This window comes from Halorussus vallis, from assembly GCF_024138165.1.
Taxonomy (GTDB): Archaea; Halobacteriota; Halobacteria; order Halobacteriales; family Haladaptataceae; genus Halorussus; species Halorussus vallis.
Window position 1 is genome coordinate 299,002 of the sequence record NZ_CP100001.1, and the last position, 14,987, is coordinate 313,988.

The 14,987-nt window shown below is 64.4% G+C and carries 14 protein-coding genes; 4 read left to right on the forward strand and 10 right to left on the reverse strand.

Annotated features, from left to right (window positions below; all coding sequences use genetic code 11):
* Nucleotides 1-18: 18 nt before the first annotated feature.
* Together hemG and hemH are read right to left on the reverse strand one after the other, a co-directional pair.
* Nucleotides 19-1,416, reverse strand: a complete 1,398-nt coding sequence (gene hemG / locus NGM07_RS21525) for a protoporphyrinogen oxidase (RefSeq protein ID WP_253520327.1) — start codon at nt 1,414-1,416, stop codon at nt 19-21.
* Nucleotides 1,395-2,447, reverse strand: coding sequence for a ferrochelatase (gene hemH / locus NGM07_RS21530; protein WP_253520329.1), 1,053 nt, complete (start codon nt 2,445-2,447; stop codon nt 1,395-1,397). The genes hemG and hemH overlap by 22 nt, the downstream gene beginning before the upstream one ends.
* A gap of 248 nt (nt 2,448-2,695) precedes the next feature.
* Between hemH and NGM07_RS21535 the strand changes: the two genes are divergently transcribed.
* Nucleotides 2,696-6,649, forward strand: a complete 3,954-nt coding sequence (locus NGM07_RS21535; RefSeq protein WP_253520331.1) for an Eco57I restriction-modification methylase domain-containing protein — start codon at nt 2,696-2,698, stop codon at nt 6,647-6,649.
* 100 nt (nt 6,650-6,749) lie between these two features.
* On the forward strand, nt 6,750-7,820 hold the full coding sequence (locus NGM07_RS21540) for an aminotransferase class I/II-fold pyridoxal phosphate-dependent enzyme (RefSeq protein WP_253520333.1): 1,071 nt from the start codon (nt 6,750-6,752) through the stop codon (nt 7,818-7,820).
* A gap of 45 nt (nt 7,821-7,865) precedes the next feature.
* Here NGM07_RS21540 and NGM07_RS21545 read toward each other — a convergent pair whose 3' ends face one another.
* The 4 genes from NGM07_RS21545 to NGM07_RS21560 form a co-directional block, all read right to left on the reverse strand.
* Complete coding sequence (locus NGM07_RS21545; protein WP_253520335.1) at nt 7,866-8,612, reverse strand: ribonuclease H-like domain-containing protein; 747 nt, start codon at nt 8,610-8,612, stop codon at nt 7,866-7,868.
* 317 nt (nt 8,613-8,929) lie between these two features.
* Entirely contained in the window at nt 8,930-10,177 is a 1,248-nt protein-coding gene (locus NGM07_RS21550; RefSeq protein ID WP_253520337.1) for an erythromycin esterase family protein, read from the reverse strand.
* A 55-nt stretch (nt 10,178-10,232) separates the two neighbouring features.
* Nucleotides 10,233-10,670: a hypothetical protein gene (locus NGM07_RS21555; RefSeq protein WP_253520339.1), complete on the reverse strand. Its 438-nt coding sequence runs from the start codon at nt 10,668-10,670 to the stop codon at nt 10,233-10,235.
* 87 nt (nt 10,671-10,757) lie between these two features.
* A complete protein-coding gene (locus NGM07_RS21560; protein WP_253520340.1) occupies nt 10,758-11,207 on the reverse strand; it encodes a hypothetical protein in 450 nt (149 codons plus the stop codon).
* A 218-nt stretch (nt 11,208-11,425) separates the two neighbouring features.
* Here NGM07_RS21560 and NGM07_RS25495 point away from each other — a divergent pair, with 218 nt between their 5' ends.
* Nucleotides 11,426-11,818 (forward strand): NUDIX hydrolase, encoded by a 393-nt coding sequence (locus tag NGM07_RS25495; RefSeq protein WP_368410333.1) that lies wholly within the window; start codon nt 11,426-11,428, stop codon nt 11,816-11,818.
* A gap of 162 nt (nt 11,819-11,980) precedes the next feature.
* Here NGM07_RS25495 and NGM07_RS21565 read toward each other — a convergent pair whose 3' ends face one another.
* From NGM07_RS21565 to NGM07_RS21580, 4 genes are all read right to left on the reverse strand, one after another.
* Nucleotides 11,981-12,412, reverse strand: a complete 432-nt coding sequence (locus tag NGM07_RS21565; RefSeq protein ID WP_253520342.1) for an ETC complex I subunit — start codon at nt 12,410-12,412, stop codon at nt 11,981-11,983.
* Nucleotides 12,413-12,597: 185 nt separating this feature from the next.
* Nucleotides 12,598-13,143, reverse strand: coding sequence for a P-loop NTPase family protein (locus NGM07_RS21570; protein ID WP_253520344.1), 546 nt, complete (start codon nt 13,141-13,143; stop codon nt 12,598-12,600).
* A gap of 45 nt (nt 13,144-13,188) precedes the next feature.
* Nucleotides 13,189-13,593, reverse strand: a complete 405-nt coding sequence (locus NGM07_RS21575; RefSeq protein WP_253520345.1) for a hypothetical protein — start codon at nt 13,591-13,593, stop codon at nt 13,189-13,191.
* A 227-nt stretch (nt 13,594-13,820) separates the two neighbouring features.
* Nucleotides 13,821-13,997 carry a hypothetical protein gene (locus NGM07_RS21580; RefSeq protein WP_253520347.1) on the reverse strand — a complete coding sequence of 59 codons (177 nt, stop codon included), beginning with the start codon at nt 13,995-13,997 and terminating at the stop codon, nt 13,821-13,823.
* Nucleotides 13,998-14,246: 249 nt separating this feature from the next.
* Between NGM07_RS21580 and NGM07_RS21585 the strand changes: the two genes are divergently transcribed.
* Nucleotides 14,247-14,972: a cyclase family protein gene (locus tag NGM07_RS21585; RefSeq protein WP_253520349.1), complete on the forward strand. Its 726-nt coding sequence runs from the start codon at nt 14,247-14,249 to the stop codon at nt 14,970-14,972.
* The last annotated feature ends 15 nt before the right edge of the window (nt 14,973-14,987 follow it).

Genomic DNA, 14,987 nt, shown 5'->3' on the forward strand with positions numbered 1-14,987 from the left:
CGTCGGTTCGACAGACGGTTACTCGTCTCGGACGTCCGCCAGTTCCGCGGCCAACTGCTCGGCCTCCCGCAACCGACTCGGCACGCCCATCCGGGCCGTGTAGTTCGTCGCGAGTCGAACTCCCGGCGGGAGTTCGACTCGCTCTAGGGCGTCCCACGAGGCGTCGTAGGCCGGAAAGCCCCGCGGAACGCGGTAGACGTCTACGACCTCGGCGGGCGCGCCCGTGACGGTTTCGAACTCCGCGGCGGCGACATCGCCGAGCGTCTCGTCGCTCCCGTCCAGTATCTCGGGGTCGTGCATCCCGCCGAGGAAGGCGGTGTAGACGCCGTCGCTTCGCTCCGCTCGCGACGAGCCCGCGCTCGCTTCGCTCGCGCGAACGCCGCGGTCGAACATGGCGTCGTTCCACGAGACGCCGAGGGTGCGGACGTCTTCGTCGTAGCCAACCTGATAGCCGAGCGCGTTCGGGTCGACGTCGCCGTCGCTCGCGACGTCCGCGCGCAGGTAGACCATCGCCAACGGGTTGTAGGTGAGTTCGCGGAGCGCGTCGGCCGAGTCGGGCGTGAGGCCGGCCACGAGGTCGGCAGTGAGGTCGGCGGGCGTCGTCAACACGACCTGGTCGAACGCCGTCGCGCCGTCGAGCGTCTCCAGTTCGTACCCCGGACCCGCCCCGGCCTCTCTGACGGCCGTGACGGGCGTCCCGAGGCGGACCCGGTCGGCGTGGGCGGCCGCGAGCGCCTCGGGGAGGCGCTGGAGTCCGTCCTCGAACGAGATTGCCGGCGGCGACTCGTGGTCGCTCTCCGAGCGTTTGATGGCGGTCTTGAGCAGGCTTCCGTCGCGGGCTTCGAGTTTCAGCAGGCCGGCGAGCGCGTGGCGGGCGGGCATCTCGGCGGGGTCCGAGCCGTAGATGCCGCCGAACAGCGGCCCGAGGAGGTTGCGGTAGGCCTCCGCGCCGAACTTCCGGGTGAACAGGTCCGCGGCGGTTTCGTCGGGACCGGCCGGGTCGGTGAACGGTTCGGCCAGCACCTCGCGCTTGGCGTCGGCCGACAGCAGGTCGGTCGCCATGAACTCCGCGACCGTGAACGGCGCGGTGTGGAGCGCCCCGTCGGCGTAGACCCGGATGGAGAGGTCCGGGTCGGCGACCAGGACCTCGTCGTCGAGGCCCAGGTCGCGAATTAGACCGTTCAGCAGGTCGGTCCGGCGAATTCGCTGGGGGCCGCGCTCGGTCAGCAGGCCGTCCGCGCGCTCGCTCCGGACGACGCCGCCGGGGTCGGCGGCGGCCTCGAAGAGTTCGAACTCGACGCCGCGCTCGGCCAGAAAGTGAGCCAGCGACAGGCCCGTGACGCCGCCGCCGACGATGCCGACCCGGGGTCCGGCTTCTGAGTCGCTCGCGCCGGTCATCGCGGTGCGTTCAGACACATCGCGCCGGGGCTGTCGGAACACTGGCACTGCCGGAACTGGTAGTAGCCGGGGTCGAAGCCGGCGACGAACGGTTCGACGAGGTCGGCGAGGACGGTCGGGAACCGGTCGTCGTCGTGGGGAATCGGCACCCGGTAGAAGTCGAGGCCGAGTTCCGCGGCCTCCTCGCGGAGTTCGTCGTCGAGTTCCGAGAGCGTCTCGCTCTGCTCGTGCATGAAACTCACCGGTTCGACGACGACGCGTTCGGCGCCGGACTCCGCGACGGTTTCGAGCGCGTCCTCGACGTCGGGTTCGGTCCACGAGACGTCCCGGTTCTCGTGGTTCTGGTAGCCGAGCGTGTACCCCTCGATGCCGAGCTTTCGGGCGACGACGTCGCAGAACTCCTCGACGTACTCGTCGTACCGGCTCCCCTCGTCCAGATAGTGGGTGGGCGTGCCGTGGGCGGAGTAGAGCAGTTCCGTCTCGGGGTCGGCCAGGTCGACGCCGTGGGCGTCGGTGAATCGCCGGACGTTGTCGGTCCGGAGCGCGTTGTAGCGCGGGTGGCGGTGCCAGCCCGTGATCTCGGCGACCGGGACGTCCCAGTCGCGGTCGGCCACCGCGTCCGTCAGTTCGTCGAGCGCTGCGACGGTCGTGGAGGCGCCGCAGAGCGGGTAGATGGGAAGTCCCACGAGTTCGTCGACGCCGTCCTCGCGGGCGGCCTCGACCGCGTCGCCGATGAACGGTTCGGTGAACTGCATGCCGACGTAGGTTTCGGCGTCGTAGCCCCGGGCGTCGAGTTCGTCGGCCAGCATCGCGGCCTGGGCCTCCGCCTGGGGTTTGAGCGGCGACCCGCCGATCCCCTCGTACTCCTCGATGAGGCCGGGCGCGCGCCGCTCGGCGAGTTGTCGGGAGCGCTCGCGGGCCTCCTCCTCGGTGGTGTCACCCTCCAGCGAGCGGTTGTTCATGAAGATGCGTTCGAGGTAGCCGACGACCTTCTCTCGCGTCGGTTCCGCGGGTTCGCCGAAGTTCAGCAGGACGACCCCTGTGGTCATGGTCGGGGCTTGGGACAGTGCAGTTGAATAGCTGTCGTTCCCGGACCGCGACGGCGACATCGGAGAGGTGAGGCGGGAACGAAACGCGTCGAAGGGAGGACCGCGGAATCGGCGCGGTCGCCCGACCGAGAGATTTAGGCGAAGCCCTCATCCCGGTGTGTCCCTTAGCGTGGTAGCCGTAAGTGAAACATTACCAACCTTTCGTCCGGCGCGGGCGAACGTAATTCCGACCGTCCATCCCAGAAACCATGTCGACCGTTCCCGAGTATCTGACGAACCGCGGACTGTTCTCGAATCGCTACCTCGGCGAGCGCCTCCCGCGGACCGACCGCTGGACCGAGGTCGACGACGGCGCGGTCCGGAACGCCTACGAGGAGATTCGGGACCTCTACCGCGGGCGAATCGACCTCGCCGCGGAGGGCAACGAGCGACGGCCCGAGGCGGACTTACTCGACCGCGTGTTCGACGCGCTGGGGTACCCGCCGAGGACCGAGGAGCCGATTCGAGCCGACGGCGACCGTCGCGGTCCGGACTGTCGGATTCGCTGCCTCGACGCGGCCGACCTCGATGCGGCCGACTTCGGCCCGACCGACCGCGACGCGACCGTCGCCACCGACGGTCGGCGGTGGCGACTCTACTACCGACCGGCGAACCGACCCTTCGACGCACACTACGAGGTCGACCTGCCCGCGTTGCTGGCGGCCGGCGACCCGGAGCGGTTCAAGTACTTCTACCTCTTCTTCCGACGGCGAGCGTTTCCTCCCCTCGAACGAGACGCCGCCGACGCCGCGGAAGCGCGAGCGGACGAACCCTTCGTCGAGTACGTCTGCGAGCGGAGCGACGCCTTCGCCGCGGCGCTGAGCGACGACCTCCGCGAGAACTGCGCCGCGGCGCTGTCGACGCTCGCACGGGGATTCCTTGCCGACTCGGACCTCGGCGCCGACGACCTCTCCGCCGTCTACGAGGCGTCGCTGACCTACCTCTTCCGCCTCGTCGTCGTGCTGTACGCCGAGAGCGGCGGTCGCGGCCCGCTCGATGTCGACGACCCGGTCTACCGCCGGCGATTCAGCCTCGACGCGCTCAAGCGGCGGGTCGCCGACGAACTCGACGGGGGCGACCCCGACTTCCGGCCGGGGAGGACGACCCTCTGGGACCGACTCGGCGACCTGTTCGAACTCGTCGACCGGGGGAGCGCGGCGCTCGGCGGGGACGAGGGTGACCCCTCGGTTCCGGCCTACGACGGCGACCTCTTCGCTACCGGCCCCGACTCGGGCGGGACCGCCGCGTTCCTCGCCGCGAACGAGGTGGGCGACGCCCACCTCGCACGGGTCGTCGACCTGCTGGCCCGTCGAAAGCGCCGCGGGGAAAACGCCGACGGCGACGGAGACGCCGGTGGCGAGAGCGACGACGGTGACGGCGGCGAACGGACCTTCGTCGACTACTCCTCGCTGGACGTGCGCCACCTCGGACGCATCTACGAGGACCTGCTGGAGTACGACCTCGAACTCGCCGACGACTCGCTCGCCGGCGTCGAACCGGGCGACGCCGACATCGCCGCCGGGACGGGGACGCGAAAGGCGACCGGGTCGTACTACACGCCCGAGTTCGTGGTCCGCCACGTGGTCGAGCGCGCGCTCGACCCGCTCGTCGCCGAGATTCGCGACGACCTCAACCCGACCGACCCCGACTACGCCGGAACGTTCGCCGAACGCGTGTTCGACCTCTCGGTGCTCGACCCCGCGATGGGGAGCGGCCACTTCCTCGTCGCGGCGGTCGAACGCCTCTCTCGGGCCGTCGCCGCGGCCCGCCGGGAGCAGGCCGAGCGACTCGGCCCGGAGACGCTCGAAGGCGGCCGCGGCGTCGACTGGGCGCGCCGACAGGTCGCCCGCCGGTGCGTCTACGGCGTCGACCGGAACGGGATGGCGGTCGAACTGGCGACGGCGTCGCTGTGGCTCCGGGCACCCGACGCCGACCGGCCGGTGGCATCCCTCGACCGCCACCTAAAGCGCGGCGACTCGCTGGTGGGCGTCGGCCCGGGAGACGCCGACGCGCCCGCGGGGTCGCGGGGAGCGCGAAGTGCGCGGAAAGCGCAGAGATCGCGGCCCCCAGACGACGAATCGGCCGACGAACGTCGCCGCCGACTGACCGCGGCGGCGAACGTCCGAACCGCCGAGCGGTTGGGGCTCGACCTGCCACCGGACGCCGTCGAGCGCGCGAACGAGGCCGTCGAGTCGGACACGGCCCGAGAGGACGTCGAGGAAACCCGGTGGTTCGAGGCGGTCCGGTCGGCGGCCGCCGAGCGGGGATTCTTCCACTGGCGACTCGCCTTCCCGGAAGTGTTCCACGGCGCCGACGGGTCGGCGGCGGCCGACGCCTGTTTCGACGCCGTGGTCGGCAATCCGCCGTACGTCCGGAGTCGCAACCTCGACGCCGACCTGAAGTCCTACGTCCGGGAGCGCTACGAGACGGCCGAGGGGGCGTTCGACCTCTACGTGCCGTTCCTCGAACTCGCGGGCGAACTCGGCGCGCGAGTCTCGGTCGTCGTCCCGAACAAGTGGACCACGACCCGGTACGCCCGGACGCTCCGGGCGCGACTGCTCGGCGACCTCGGCCTGCGGGAGGTGCTCGACGCCTCGTCGCTGGACGCGTTCCCCGACGCCGACGTCTACCCCGTGGTCGCGACCTACGAACCCGGAAGAGACGGAGAAGCCACCGAGACGAACTCGATAACCGTCAGGCGCGCCGAGGACCCGGCCGCGCTCGCAGGGGCCCCGGCGACCCCGGTCCCGCGGTCGTTCGTCGACTCGCTCGGCGGACGGGTGATTCCGGTCGGTCTCGACCCGGCGTTCGCCGACCTCGCGGCCGACGTGGTGGCCGATTGCGACCGCCTCGGCGACCACGCGACGTTCGCCGAGGGCGTCCACACCGGCAACGTCCGCGAGAAACTGCTGACAGACGGCCGGGGCGACGGACGGAGGAACGGAGACGACGGGACTCACCGGAAGGTGGTCGGCGGCGCGGAGGTCGGTCGCTACCGACTCGACTGGGGCGGGCGGCGGGTGCGCTACGACGACGGACTCGTCGACCGCGAGTCGGGCGAGTACGCCGACCTCCGGGACCCCGCAGTGTTCGAGGGCGAGAAACTTCTCGTCCGGGACATCAGCGACCGGCCCGTCGGCGCGTACGACGGCGAGGGCCACTACGCGCTCAACACCCTCTACAGCGTCAGATCCCGCCCGGAGAGCGACCTGCCGCTCCGGTACCTGCTGGGGGTGTTCAACTCGGCGTTTGTCGCGCGCTACTTCCGGCAGGTGTACGGCGGCACTCGGGTCAGCGGCGACTACCTCCGCTTCAAGCCGACGTTCGCCGCCGAGATTCCGGTGCCGGACCCCGACCCCGCGCTGGTGTCGCCGCCCGACGTGGCGGCCGCCGCGGGCGTCGAACGCCGGATTCCCGACGACCCCGCCGCGGCCGTGGCGGCGCTCGTCCAGCGCCGCCGCGAACTCGGCGACGAGCGCGCGGTGCTGGACCTCGACCTCCTCGACTACCTCGACGCCGACCCCGTGAACGCCGATGAAGCCGACGGCGCCGGGAACGCTCGGACGCTGGGCGAGGTCGGCATTCCGGCCGACGGCGTCGGCGATTCGATTCTGGCCGCGACCGCGGCCGACCGCGAGGGCCTCCGAATCGGCCGGGTCGACGTCGAGCGGGGGTGCGCGTGCGGCCAGCCCGGGGAACGTGTGCGCGCAGACGCCGTCGCCGGTGACGGCGTCTGCGCGCTCGCGGTGTCGGCGACCGCCCGGTACAAACCCGAGAGCCGCGGACGGAGCAACACCTGTACTGCCGACACCGACCGGTGGGGGTACGTCGAAACCGACCCCGTGGCCGCGCTGTGCGTTCACGGCCTCGGCTGGCGTGAGACCGCGCTGGTCGAGGCGTTCGTCCCGGCCGCCGTCGAGCGCGGCGGGGGGTTCGCCGGCGTCCGCGCGACGGCGACGAAGACCATCTCGCCGCTTGACCGCCTGCGGGCGCTCGTCCTGCCGAGCGCCGCGGTCGTCGCCGAAGTCGGAGAGCACTACCTCGCGGTCCGCGAGCGGGCGGTCGAACTGGACGACGCCATCGCGGCGGTCGAGGACGCCGTCGACGAGATCGTCTGTCGGCTGTACGGACTGAACGAGAGGGAAATCGAGGTCGTGCGCTAACTTTCGGGCAAGTAGTCGGCCGATTCGTGTCGGATTCGGGCGATTCGAGGGGCGTCCCGAACACGGGGAGTATATCGTTCGCCGGCGGGAGTACTTCCGTATGGAGTTGCCCCCTTTCGAACTGGAACGGTGGTTGGACGAGTACGAACCGGACGCCGACCTGATGCTCGCCGAAAGCGGCGTTCGGAGCCTTCCCGCCGACCGTTTCGACCTCGACGCGGGCGAACTCGGCTACGTCATCCCGACCGACGGATCACCGGCGTTCCGGGCCGACATCGCCGAGCGCTACGACCGCGACGCCGAGGAGGTGGTCCTCACGTGCGGAACCCAAGAGGCGGACTATCTCACGTTCATGGCGCTCTTAGACGAGGGCGACCACAGCGTCGTCGTCTCGCCGACCTACCAGTCGCTCGCGAGCGTGCCCGGCGCGGTCGGCGAGGTGAGCGAAGTCCGAACCGAGCCACCGGAGTGGGAACTCTCCGTCGACGCCGTGGCGGAGGCGATGCGCTCGGACACCCGGTTGGTCGTCCTGACGAATCCGAGCAATCCGACGGGCAAGTACCTCGGGGCGGAGACGATTCAGGCGCTGTACGACCTCGTCGAGGAGAACGACGCGTACCTGCTCGTCGACGAGGTGTATCGCATGCTGGCCGACGACCCTCACGCTCCGGCCGCCTCGCTCGGGCCGCGAGCCATCTCGACCGCGGGCGTCTCGAAGTCGTACGGCCTCGCGGGTGCGCGCCTGGGTTGGGTCGTCGCGGAGACGGAGATCGCGGACGCGGTGCGCAAGTGGAAGGACTACACCACGATTTCGCCCCCGAAACTCGGTCAGCACGTCGCTCGACAGGCGCTCGGGGACCAGGAGGCCGAGATTCTCGAAGCCAACCGAGCCCACGCGAAATCGAACCGGGAACGCGTCGTCGCGTTCGTCGAACGCTACGACCTCGACTGGTTCGAGCCGACGGGCGTGAACGGGTTCCCGACGATTCCCGACGGGTTCGAGAGCGGAAAGCAGTTCTGTCGGTCGCTGTTCGAGGCCGAGAGCGTCGTCCTCGCGCCCGGCGACGTCTTCGGCTACCCCGACCGATTCCGAATCGGCTTCGGACTCCACACCGACGAACTCGAGGAGGGGCTCGAACGGGTCGGTCGGCACATCGAAAACCACGACTGAGTGCGCGAAAGACGATTCCGAACGAAGAAACCCGAGCGACTCCCGTTAGACGTACGCCTCGAACACGTCGGCGCGGAGTCGCCCGTGGACGTGTTCGAGGAGGTCCTTCAGATTCTCGGCGTCCTCGCGGTTGTACTTCACCAGTCGGTCGAGTGCGGCGTCGTCCTCGTTGCGGTCGTAACGGTGCCAGAGCCGGACCGCCTCGCGGCCGTCGACGTCGCCGTCGGCGCGGTCGATGCCGACCGCCTTCTCGACGTTCTTCAGTCCCCCGGAGAGGCCGACCTGCTTGCAGGCGTACAGCAGGTCGAGGTGGGGCGTCGTCACGTCGAGGTCGAGGCAATCCTCCAGGAAGGGCTGGTCGAAGCGCTTGCCGTTGAACGAGACGAGCATGCTCGACTCGGCGAACTCCTCGCGGAGGACGTCGGCGGTGAGGTCCTCGTCCTGCACGTAGGTTCGGGTGTCGCCCCCACGGTGGAGGCTCACCGTCGTCACGTCGTGACGGGAACTATCGAGGCCCGTGGTTTCGATGTCGAAGAAGCAGGCGTCGTCCGCGAAGTTTTCGTAGGCCCGCCAGAACTGGTCGCTCGGCAGGGCGTCGCCGAAGAAGTCGGCATCGCCCGCGTCGAGGCTGTCGCGGGCGGCGTCGATGAACTCCAGGACGTTCTCGGTCGTCTTCGGCCCCAGCAACCCCGTTTCGAACTCGTCCCAGTGGGTGACCCCCTGCCGCCAGAGTTTGCGCTCGGTCTTCGTCCCCACCCCGCTGGCGGCGATGAAGCTGTTCTCCAGTCGCATGGTGGAGTCGATTCGCCCGAGGGGTCTTAACCGGCGGTGGTTTTGCATCGGTCTTCGGTTTATGCGACCTGTCACAGTACCCAACCGAACGCCGGCAGGTCACCCCGGAATCGCTCGGTCGCACAGACCACCGGTGTTCGAGGCAGTCACCTTTGCTGTCGTCCGCGGCGAGTGGCTCTGTCGAATCCCTTCAGGACTGACAGTAGACGACGCGAGCGATGCGTGGTGCGAATTTGTCAGCTTTGTTCTCTACGGATGCGTAACCCGGCAGGTAATTCGTAGGCGTAACGTCCGAAATTCGGCCGACTGGTAGTCCGTCAGTCCAAGTGGACAAGCGGCGACGTCTCACGGACGAAGAGCAACCCATCGAACTCGCCGAGGTCGGAGGGGCGGTACTTTACGGGATTGTCGCCATCGGGAGTCCCGCCCCAGATATCGTGTCGCCGTGGTCGCGTCCGGAGCCACTCTTCGATCGACGAGTCGTCGTAGAGGTCGTCGACTGACAGGTAGAACAGCGGCTCATCGACTTGCCCCAATACGTCCGGAATCGACCCCGATGGCGGGTCGGGGATGGGATGCTCGACGATGTCCTCCGTCCTGCCGTCCAACGCGACCACCGTCCCGGCACCGAGTTCGAATCCGACCGGACAGTATCTCTCCCCGTACGAGTCGGCGAGCCACTCCCCCATCGACCGAACGTCCACCTCCCATTCGCCGAGGACGTGTCTGCCGCGGTTGAGATGGCCGTTGTGTCCCCAGAGGACGACCGGACCCGTCGAGCGGTCGTGAATCCACTCGACGGTCTCGGCCATCGTCTCGTCTCTGAGTGCCATCCGCCCCTCGTGGTCACGCTCGTGGGCCTCCAGCTGGCGGTCGATGAGGTGGAGCCGGTGGCGGACGCGTTCGTACGCCTGACGCGAATCCGCCTCGACCCACGCCGACTCGTTCGCGTCGAGCATCGGCTTCAGCGTCGAGTGCACTCGCCGTGCACTTTCGACCAGCGCCTGGCGCTCGTCGTCGGAGTCGTAGCCGGTCGTCATGGTGTCGAGGTCCGCGAGAATGGATTCCTCGACGTCAGCATCGACGCGTTCGAGGTACGACCGGAGCCCGTTTGTCGCGTTCTCGATGATCGTCATGTCGAAGCCGTAGAGGTAGACGCGGTCCTCGGGCGGGCGAGAGGCGTTGAACGACTGCAGCCACTCGAAGAGGTCGGCCATCGTCTCGGTTTTCACTGTGCGGTAGTCGTCGATCTCGACGAGAAGCGATCGGATGTCACCCTCGCCAGACACGATGAGGTCGTTGACCCGACACAGGGGGTCGAACCCGGCCTCGATGCCGACCGCCCGGACCCCGAACTCCTCGACGAGCAGTCGGATAAGCCGGAACCGCAGTTCGTAGAACTCCTCCGTACCGTGTGAGGCTTCGCCCAGTCCGATGACCGTCGCGTCGTCGAGCCGGGAGCGCAACCCGTCGGGCAGGTCCGTAGCCGTCAGTTCGTCCGCGTTGGGGAACGGGACAGCGAGTTCCGAGAGCGACGAGAGGAGGTCTTCTTTTGTTCCAGACACGCACTAATCTCTGTTATGTCACTAACGTGAAATCGGCGTGTGAAGATTTTTAAATTTAGTTGCCACTACTGAGCGATTGATAGAGTGATTCAAAGTCGAAGCCGCCGTAGAATTCCTGCAGGTGATTGTTTATCTGGTGTAGGTTCCGCTCTCTAGCAGACGGATCTTCCTGGTCTGCGTTTTTGAATACCCCCTTCAGGAGGTGCTCTATTCGCTCGCGGAGGAGACTTTCACTTCCTGTCAGGGTCGTTCTCCCCATCTGGACTTTAAGTTTCTCTCCTAAGTCCTGCACTTCGACAGATGTACCTGCTCCTATGAAGAAATTACGCGCGGCTCGATTGACGATACTATCGTAAAGGACAGCTAATTGCTGCAATGAGGCACTCATATCGTACTGTCTGCCATCCTCCGTTCGAATGACAAACTCGATGTTATCGGGCACATCTGACCCGTACCATCCGTATGACATGGACTTTAACTCGAACTCTATCATGTGAGTCGTTCTCCGGTTTTAAGAGAGTATTTTGGCCGAATTTCTTGTCGAACCGCGATGCATAGGGATTTGTTCTCTGACCATAGACTACCTTCCTGTTTGGTTCATGAGCCGCTCGTAGAGCTGTCCGAAGTCAAGCCCTGACTGGTTATTCATGTACTCTATCGCTTCCCGACGTTTCTGGCATCCGTTTCTTCTATTCAAGGTAGAAAATATCTCGGCTAGAAACGGCTCTAAAGATGTTCGGAGTTCCTCGTAGGTCGTAGTTATCGGTTCGTCCATGTCCCATCGTCCGATTTCAATCTGGTCCCCATCTTCGACAACCGTGTAGAATTCTGAAACGGGATATTCCGCCGAGGGAACTTCTTTCTGTGCACAACCGTAAAGCTTGGTCAAGACGACGAGAGAGTCAGATTTCTCTATTTTGACTCCTTGGGGTGTTCTTATGACGTACTCGATTTCGTCGGGGGCCATGCCACTCGTCACGCGAACCCAATCTGCGACTTCGAGTACTCTTTTTAGCTGGAATTCGACCATCGGTGTTCTCACTTCGTTTCTCCCTCGTCTATTTCCTCGAGGACTTCATCAAACTCTATCGTTTTCTCCATATCACTACTTAATTGGCCTTGTTGAAACCATCAATAGGTGATAGGTTTTGGGAGTTCTACTGAGTACCCGGGCCCATTCGGCAGTTCTCGAGCATGAATTCCTAGAAATTAAGCATGGAGTCCGATACGTCTACACGAGCAAATTAGATGACCAAACGAAAGCCGAGTTACTGCCCGTATTGTGGGGCAGTGCTCGTAACCAGATCGTTCGAAGAACGCGAGCGACGATTCTGTCCGACGTGCCAGGAGTGTATCTTTCAGAATCCAGTTCCGGTCGCCCGCGTCGTCGCCCTCGACGGCGACAGGGCTCTGTTCGTCAAACGTGCCCAGTCTCCCTATCAGGAGGCATGGACGATACCGGGTGGCATCTTGGAAGTCGATGAGTCGGCGGCACTCGGAGCGTCGCGAGAACTCCAAGAGGAAGCCCTCGTACGCACGTCCACTGGCTCGATCTCCGGTGTCTCGAAGCTGCATTTGAACGTATCCGGGGAGAAGAGCGCGAATTCACCCATCGGTCCTGACTACCCTACTTTTCAATAACGGGTCGCATTGGGCTTCGTTGAACCCATCCCGCATGTTTGTTCCCGTCCCTTGGCTTCGGTCAGCGGCGTGAACGACCTTGTTTCTCCATGTTCGGAATGGGCACAGACGTATCGTCATCGATTCCACCAAGACCACTTATTCCGCACCGTTACTGATTAGTCAACTCGTCAGTTGCTCGTAGAGTACTCCGACATCGTACCCGATGCCCTTATCGTGGACTTGCTTTTCTGCGTATCGGATGGCGTCTTCCCGCTCGTCAGGGCCTTCTCTCACGTCTTTTGCTGCAAACACTTCTCTCAGCAGTTGTTTCAGATTTTCTCGCAGTTCTCCGAACGTCGTCTGGACACTCAGACGATTTGCTTCGAATATTACCCCTGAGTCATCCCCGATAATCCGGATGGTCGAACCGGTCCCGACGAGTAGTTCACCGGGTTCTTCGTGCAAGACGTATCCGTATAGTTCGAACAATCCCATCAGAGATGTCTCCAACACGTGCGATTCAGACGCAGTACGTATCTTTACGGTCAGGTCGTCAGGAATTCCAATTCCGCTCCAACCGTCCCATTCGTTTTCAAGGTCAAATTTGATCATCGTCTGATATCACTGACCAGCATGACCGGTATGGCACCTGCGCCGGTCCACTTCTCCCGCGTTCCAATTTAACGAGTACCGCGTAGTGGCTTGCAGCCACGACGAACGATGCACACGGTTGAGGAACACCACCTGACGCATCAGTAGGGTACATAGAGGAATTTCAACGTTCGGTTGGATTGTGGTTACGAATTAAATTCCGTCTGCAGAGCCTCAATCTTCGTTCGAACACGTTGTTCAAATTCTATCGTGTACTCGTTTGGATATTCGATTCCGTAATTCGATAGAAACTCCTTGAGAGCTCCATAGGCGTTGTCGAACTCCGGTTCCGCTCCCCAAAAGAGACGGTTCTGCAGGCTTATCTCCTGAAATATTTCTAGGGCTTGTTCGTAATGTTCGAATGCTGCATCATCTTCCAGCATAAAATAGGCGTCCCCGAGCCACTCAGATGCTAATCCCTGGATAGTCCGTTCGGAAGACGTTTCGAGAAGAAGATAGAAGACTGGCTCCGTCATCCGAAGATGAACCTGGGCCCGTTGAAAATTGCTGGTGCGAACATCAGAGCTGATAGACTCTAACATGTGAGTCAATCCGCGACGCATTTGCGGACAATCACGATAGTTAGATTCGGCTAACCCGCGAAACGAACAGAACGCGTAAAGCTTTGCTGCTGTCTCTAACTCTCCATCCTGCTCGGCTGCCAACGCTTTCGAAGTGAGTTCAGCGATCATTTTGGCCAGGTTCTCGTTCTCGTGAAGACCGAAAATATTCAGGGCTTAAATTTCGACGTCCGATTTTCCTTCTAGCGAGTTCGGAAGTCCGATTCGATAGACGACGGAGCCACCGTCAGCGGTGGTGAATTTGAGCGCCACGGTCTGACCCGCTGTCAGCGGTCGACCTCGGATAGCAGTCGCATTGAGTTCGAGCCTAGATCGGTCCGAGTCTGCGTTCAACGTGGGGAACGAGTTGTCAGTGTCACGGCCGGGCGAGATGTAGAACTGTTGGCTCTCTCCGGTCTTGACCGAGGCACTCCGGGCGTTCATCTGTCGTTCCGTCCCGGAGACGAGCGTGGTCGATTCGTTCGGCCCGTTCCACGTTATGGACACCGCTGATAGGTCGACTCCTTTCCGCCCCTTCGAGAGAACGAGGTCGAGGTTGGCTACCGTCTCGTCTTCCGTCACGTTGGCTTGTCCGCCTTCGACGTTCAGAACCTGTTCCGGGGCTCGTTTTGGTGCGTGTCCGGTGTCCGGCGAATCGAGGATACCCGACGAGGCGATTCCGAATCCGATTCCGGCACAAAGCACGGCGGTAGTTAGTAACGCACCGATTACAGTGACAGCGTTGGCCGACTCAGCCAGTCCTGTGAGACGCTGTTTCCATTTTTGAATCATGTGACTTCCCGTAATTCTCACGAGTGTAGTACGCCATCGGCGAGTCCATAACAGAGTCCGAGAACGCCGATAACGAATCCGAGATGGAATCCCGTCTCCGAAGTCCACGTCTGTCCCTCTATCAGGCCGATTCCGACCCAAAGGACGTAGAGGATCGCGAACAACTCGACGAGGAGGGCTTTCTGAACCGTCACCTCTGAAACTGACAAAAAGGCGGTTAATAATCCACCGATAAGTCGTCTCGATGAATTGTGTACAACCGGTTCGATTCTATCGGTAAGTGAGGGTTGCAACAGGGCCCGGCGAGTAGGAGCGTTCGAGTCGCCCTAGTCTACGATCGGCGCATTGTACGAACCGACAACGAACAGCAGGATAGACACAGACGTACTGGCGTTCCACAGATTCCCAAGGACGAAAGCAGAGAGTCACGAACGCACGCACGGATGCCCACCCGCGACCTCACCCACCCGCTCGACGAATCGACCGCGGTCTACCCCGGCGACCCGCCGGTCCGACTCTCGCCCGCGGCGACCCACGACGAAGACGGCTATCGGGTCACCGACCTCCACCTCGGCAGCCACTCGGGGACCCACGTCGACGCGCCGAGCCACACCGAACGCGACGGGAAGGACCTGGACGAGTTCGCGGTCGACCGCTTCGCGTTCGACGCGCGACTCGTCGACTGTTCGGGGATGGGCGCGCGCCAGCCGATTCGGCGCGATGAACTGGAATCGAAGGTCGACGACGGAGAACTGAACGACGGGGAAGCGGACGACGAGGAGGTCGGCACCGCCGACCTCCTCGTCGTCCGGACCGGGTGGGACGCCCACTGGGGCACCGACCGCTACTTCGACCACCCGTATCTAGACAGGGAGGCGGCGGCGTGGTGCGCCGACCGCGGCCTGAGCGTGGGACTCGACGCGCTGAGTCCCGACCCCACACCCTCGTCGGGCGGGAACGAAACGTCGGAAACGGAGAGAGCGGAAGCGAAATCGTCGGCGGAACCGGACGGGGTGCCGGCCCACCGCGAACTGCTCGGCGGGGGACAACTCGTCGTGGAGAATCTGTGCGACCTCGGCGGCCTGCCCGACCGCTTCGAGGTCCGAGCCTACCCGCTCGCGCTGTCGGGAGCGGACGGAGCGCCCGTCAGGGCCGTGGCGGTGTGGTAGCCTCTGGTTGGTCGT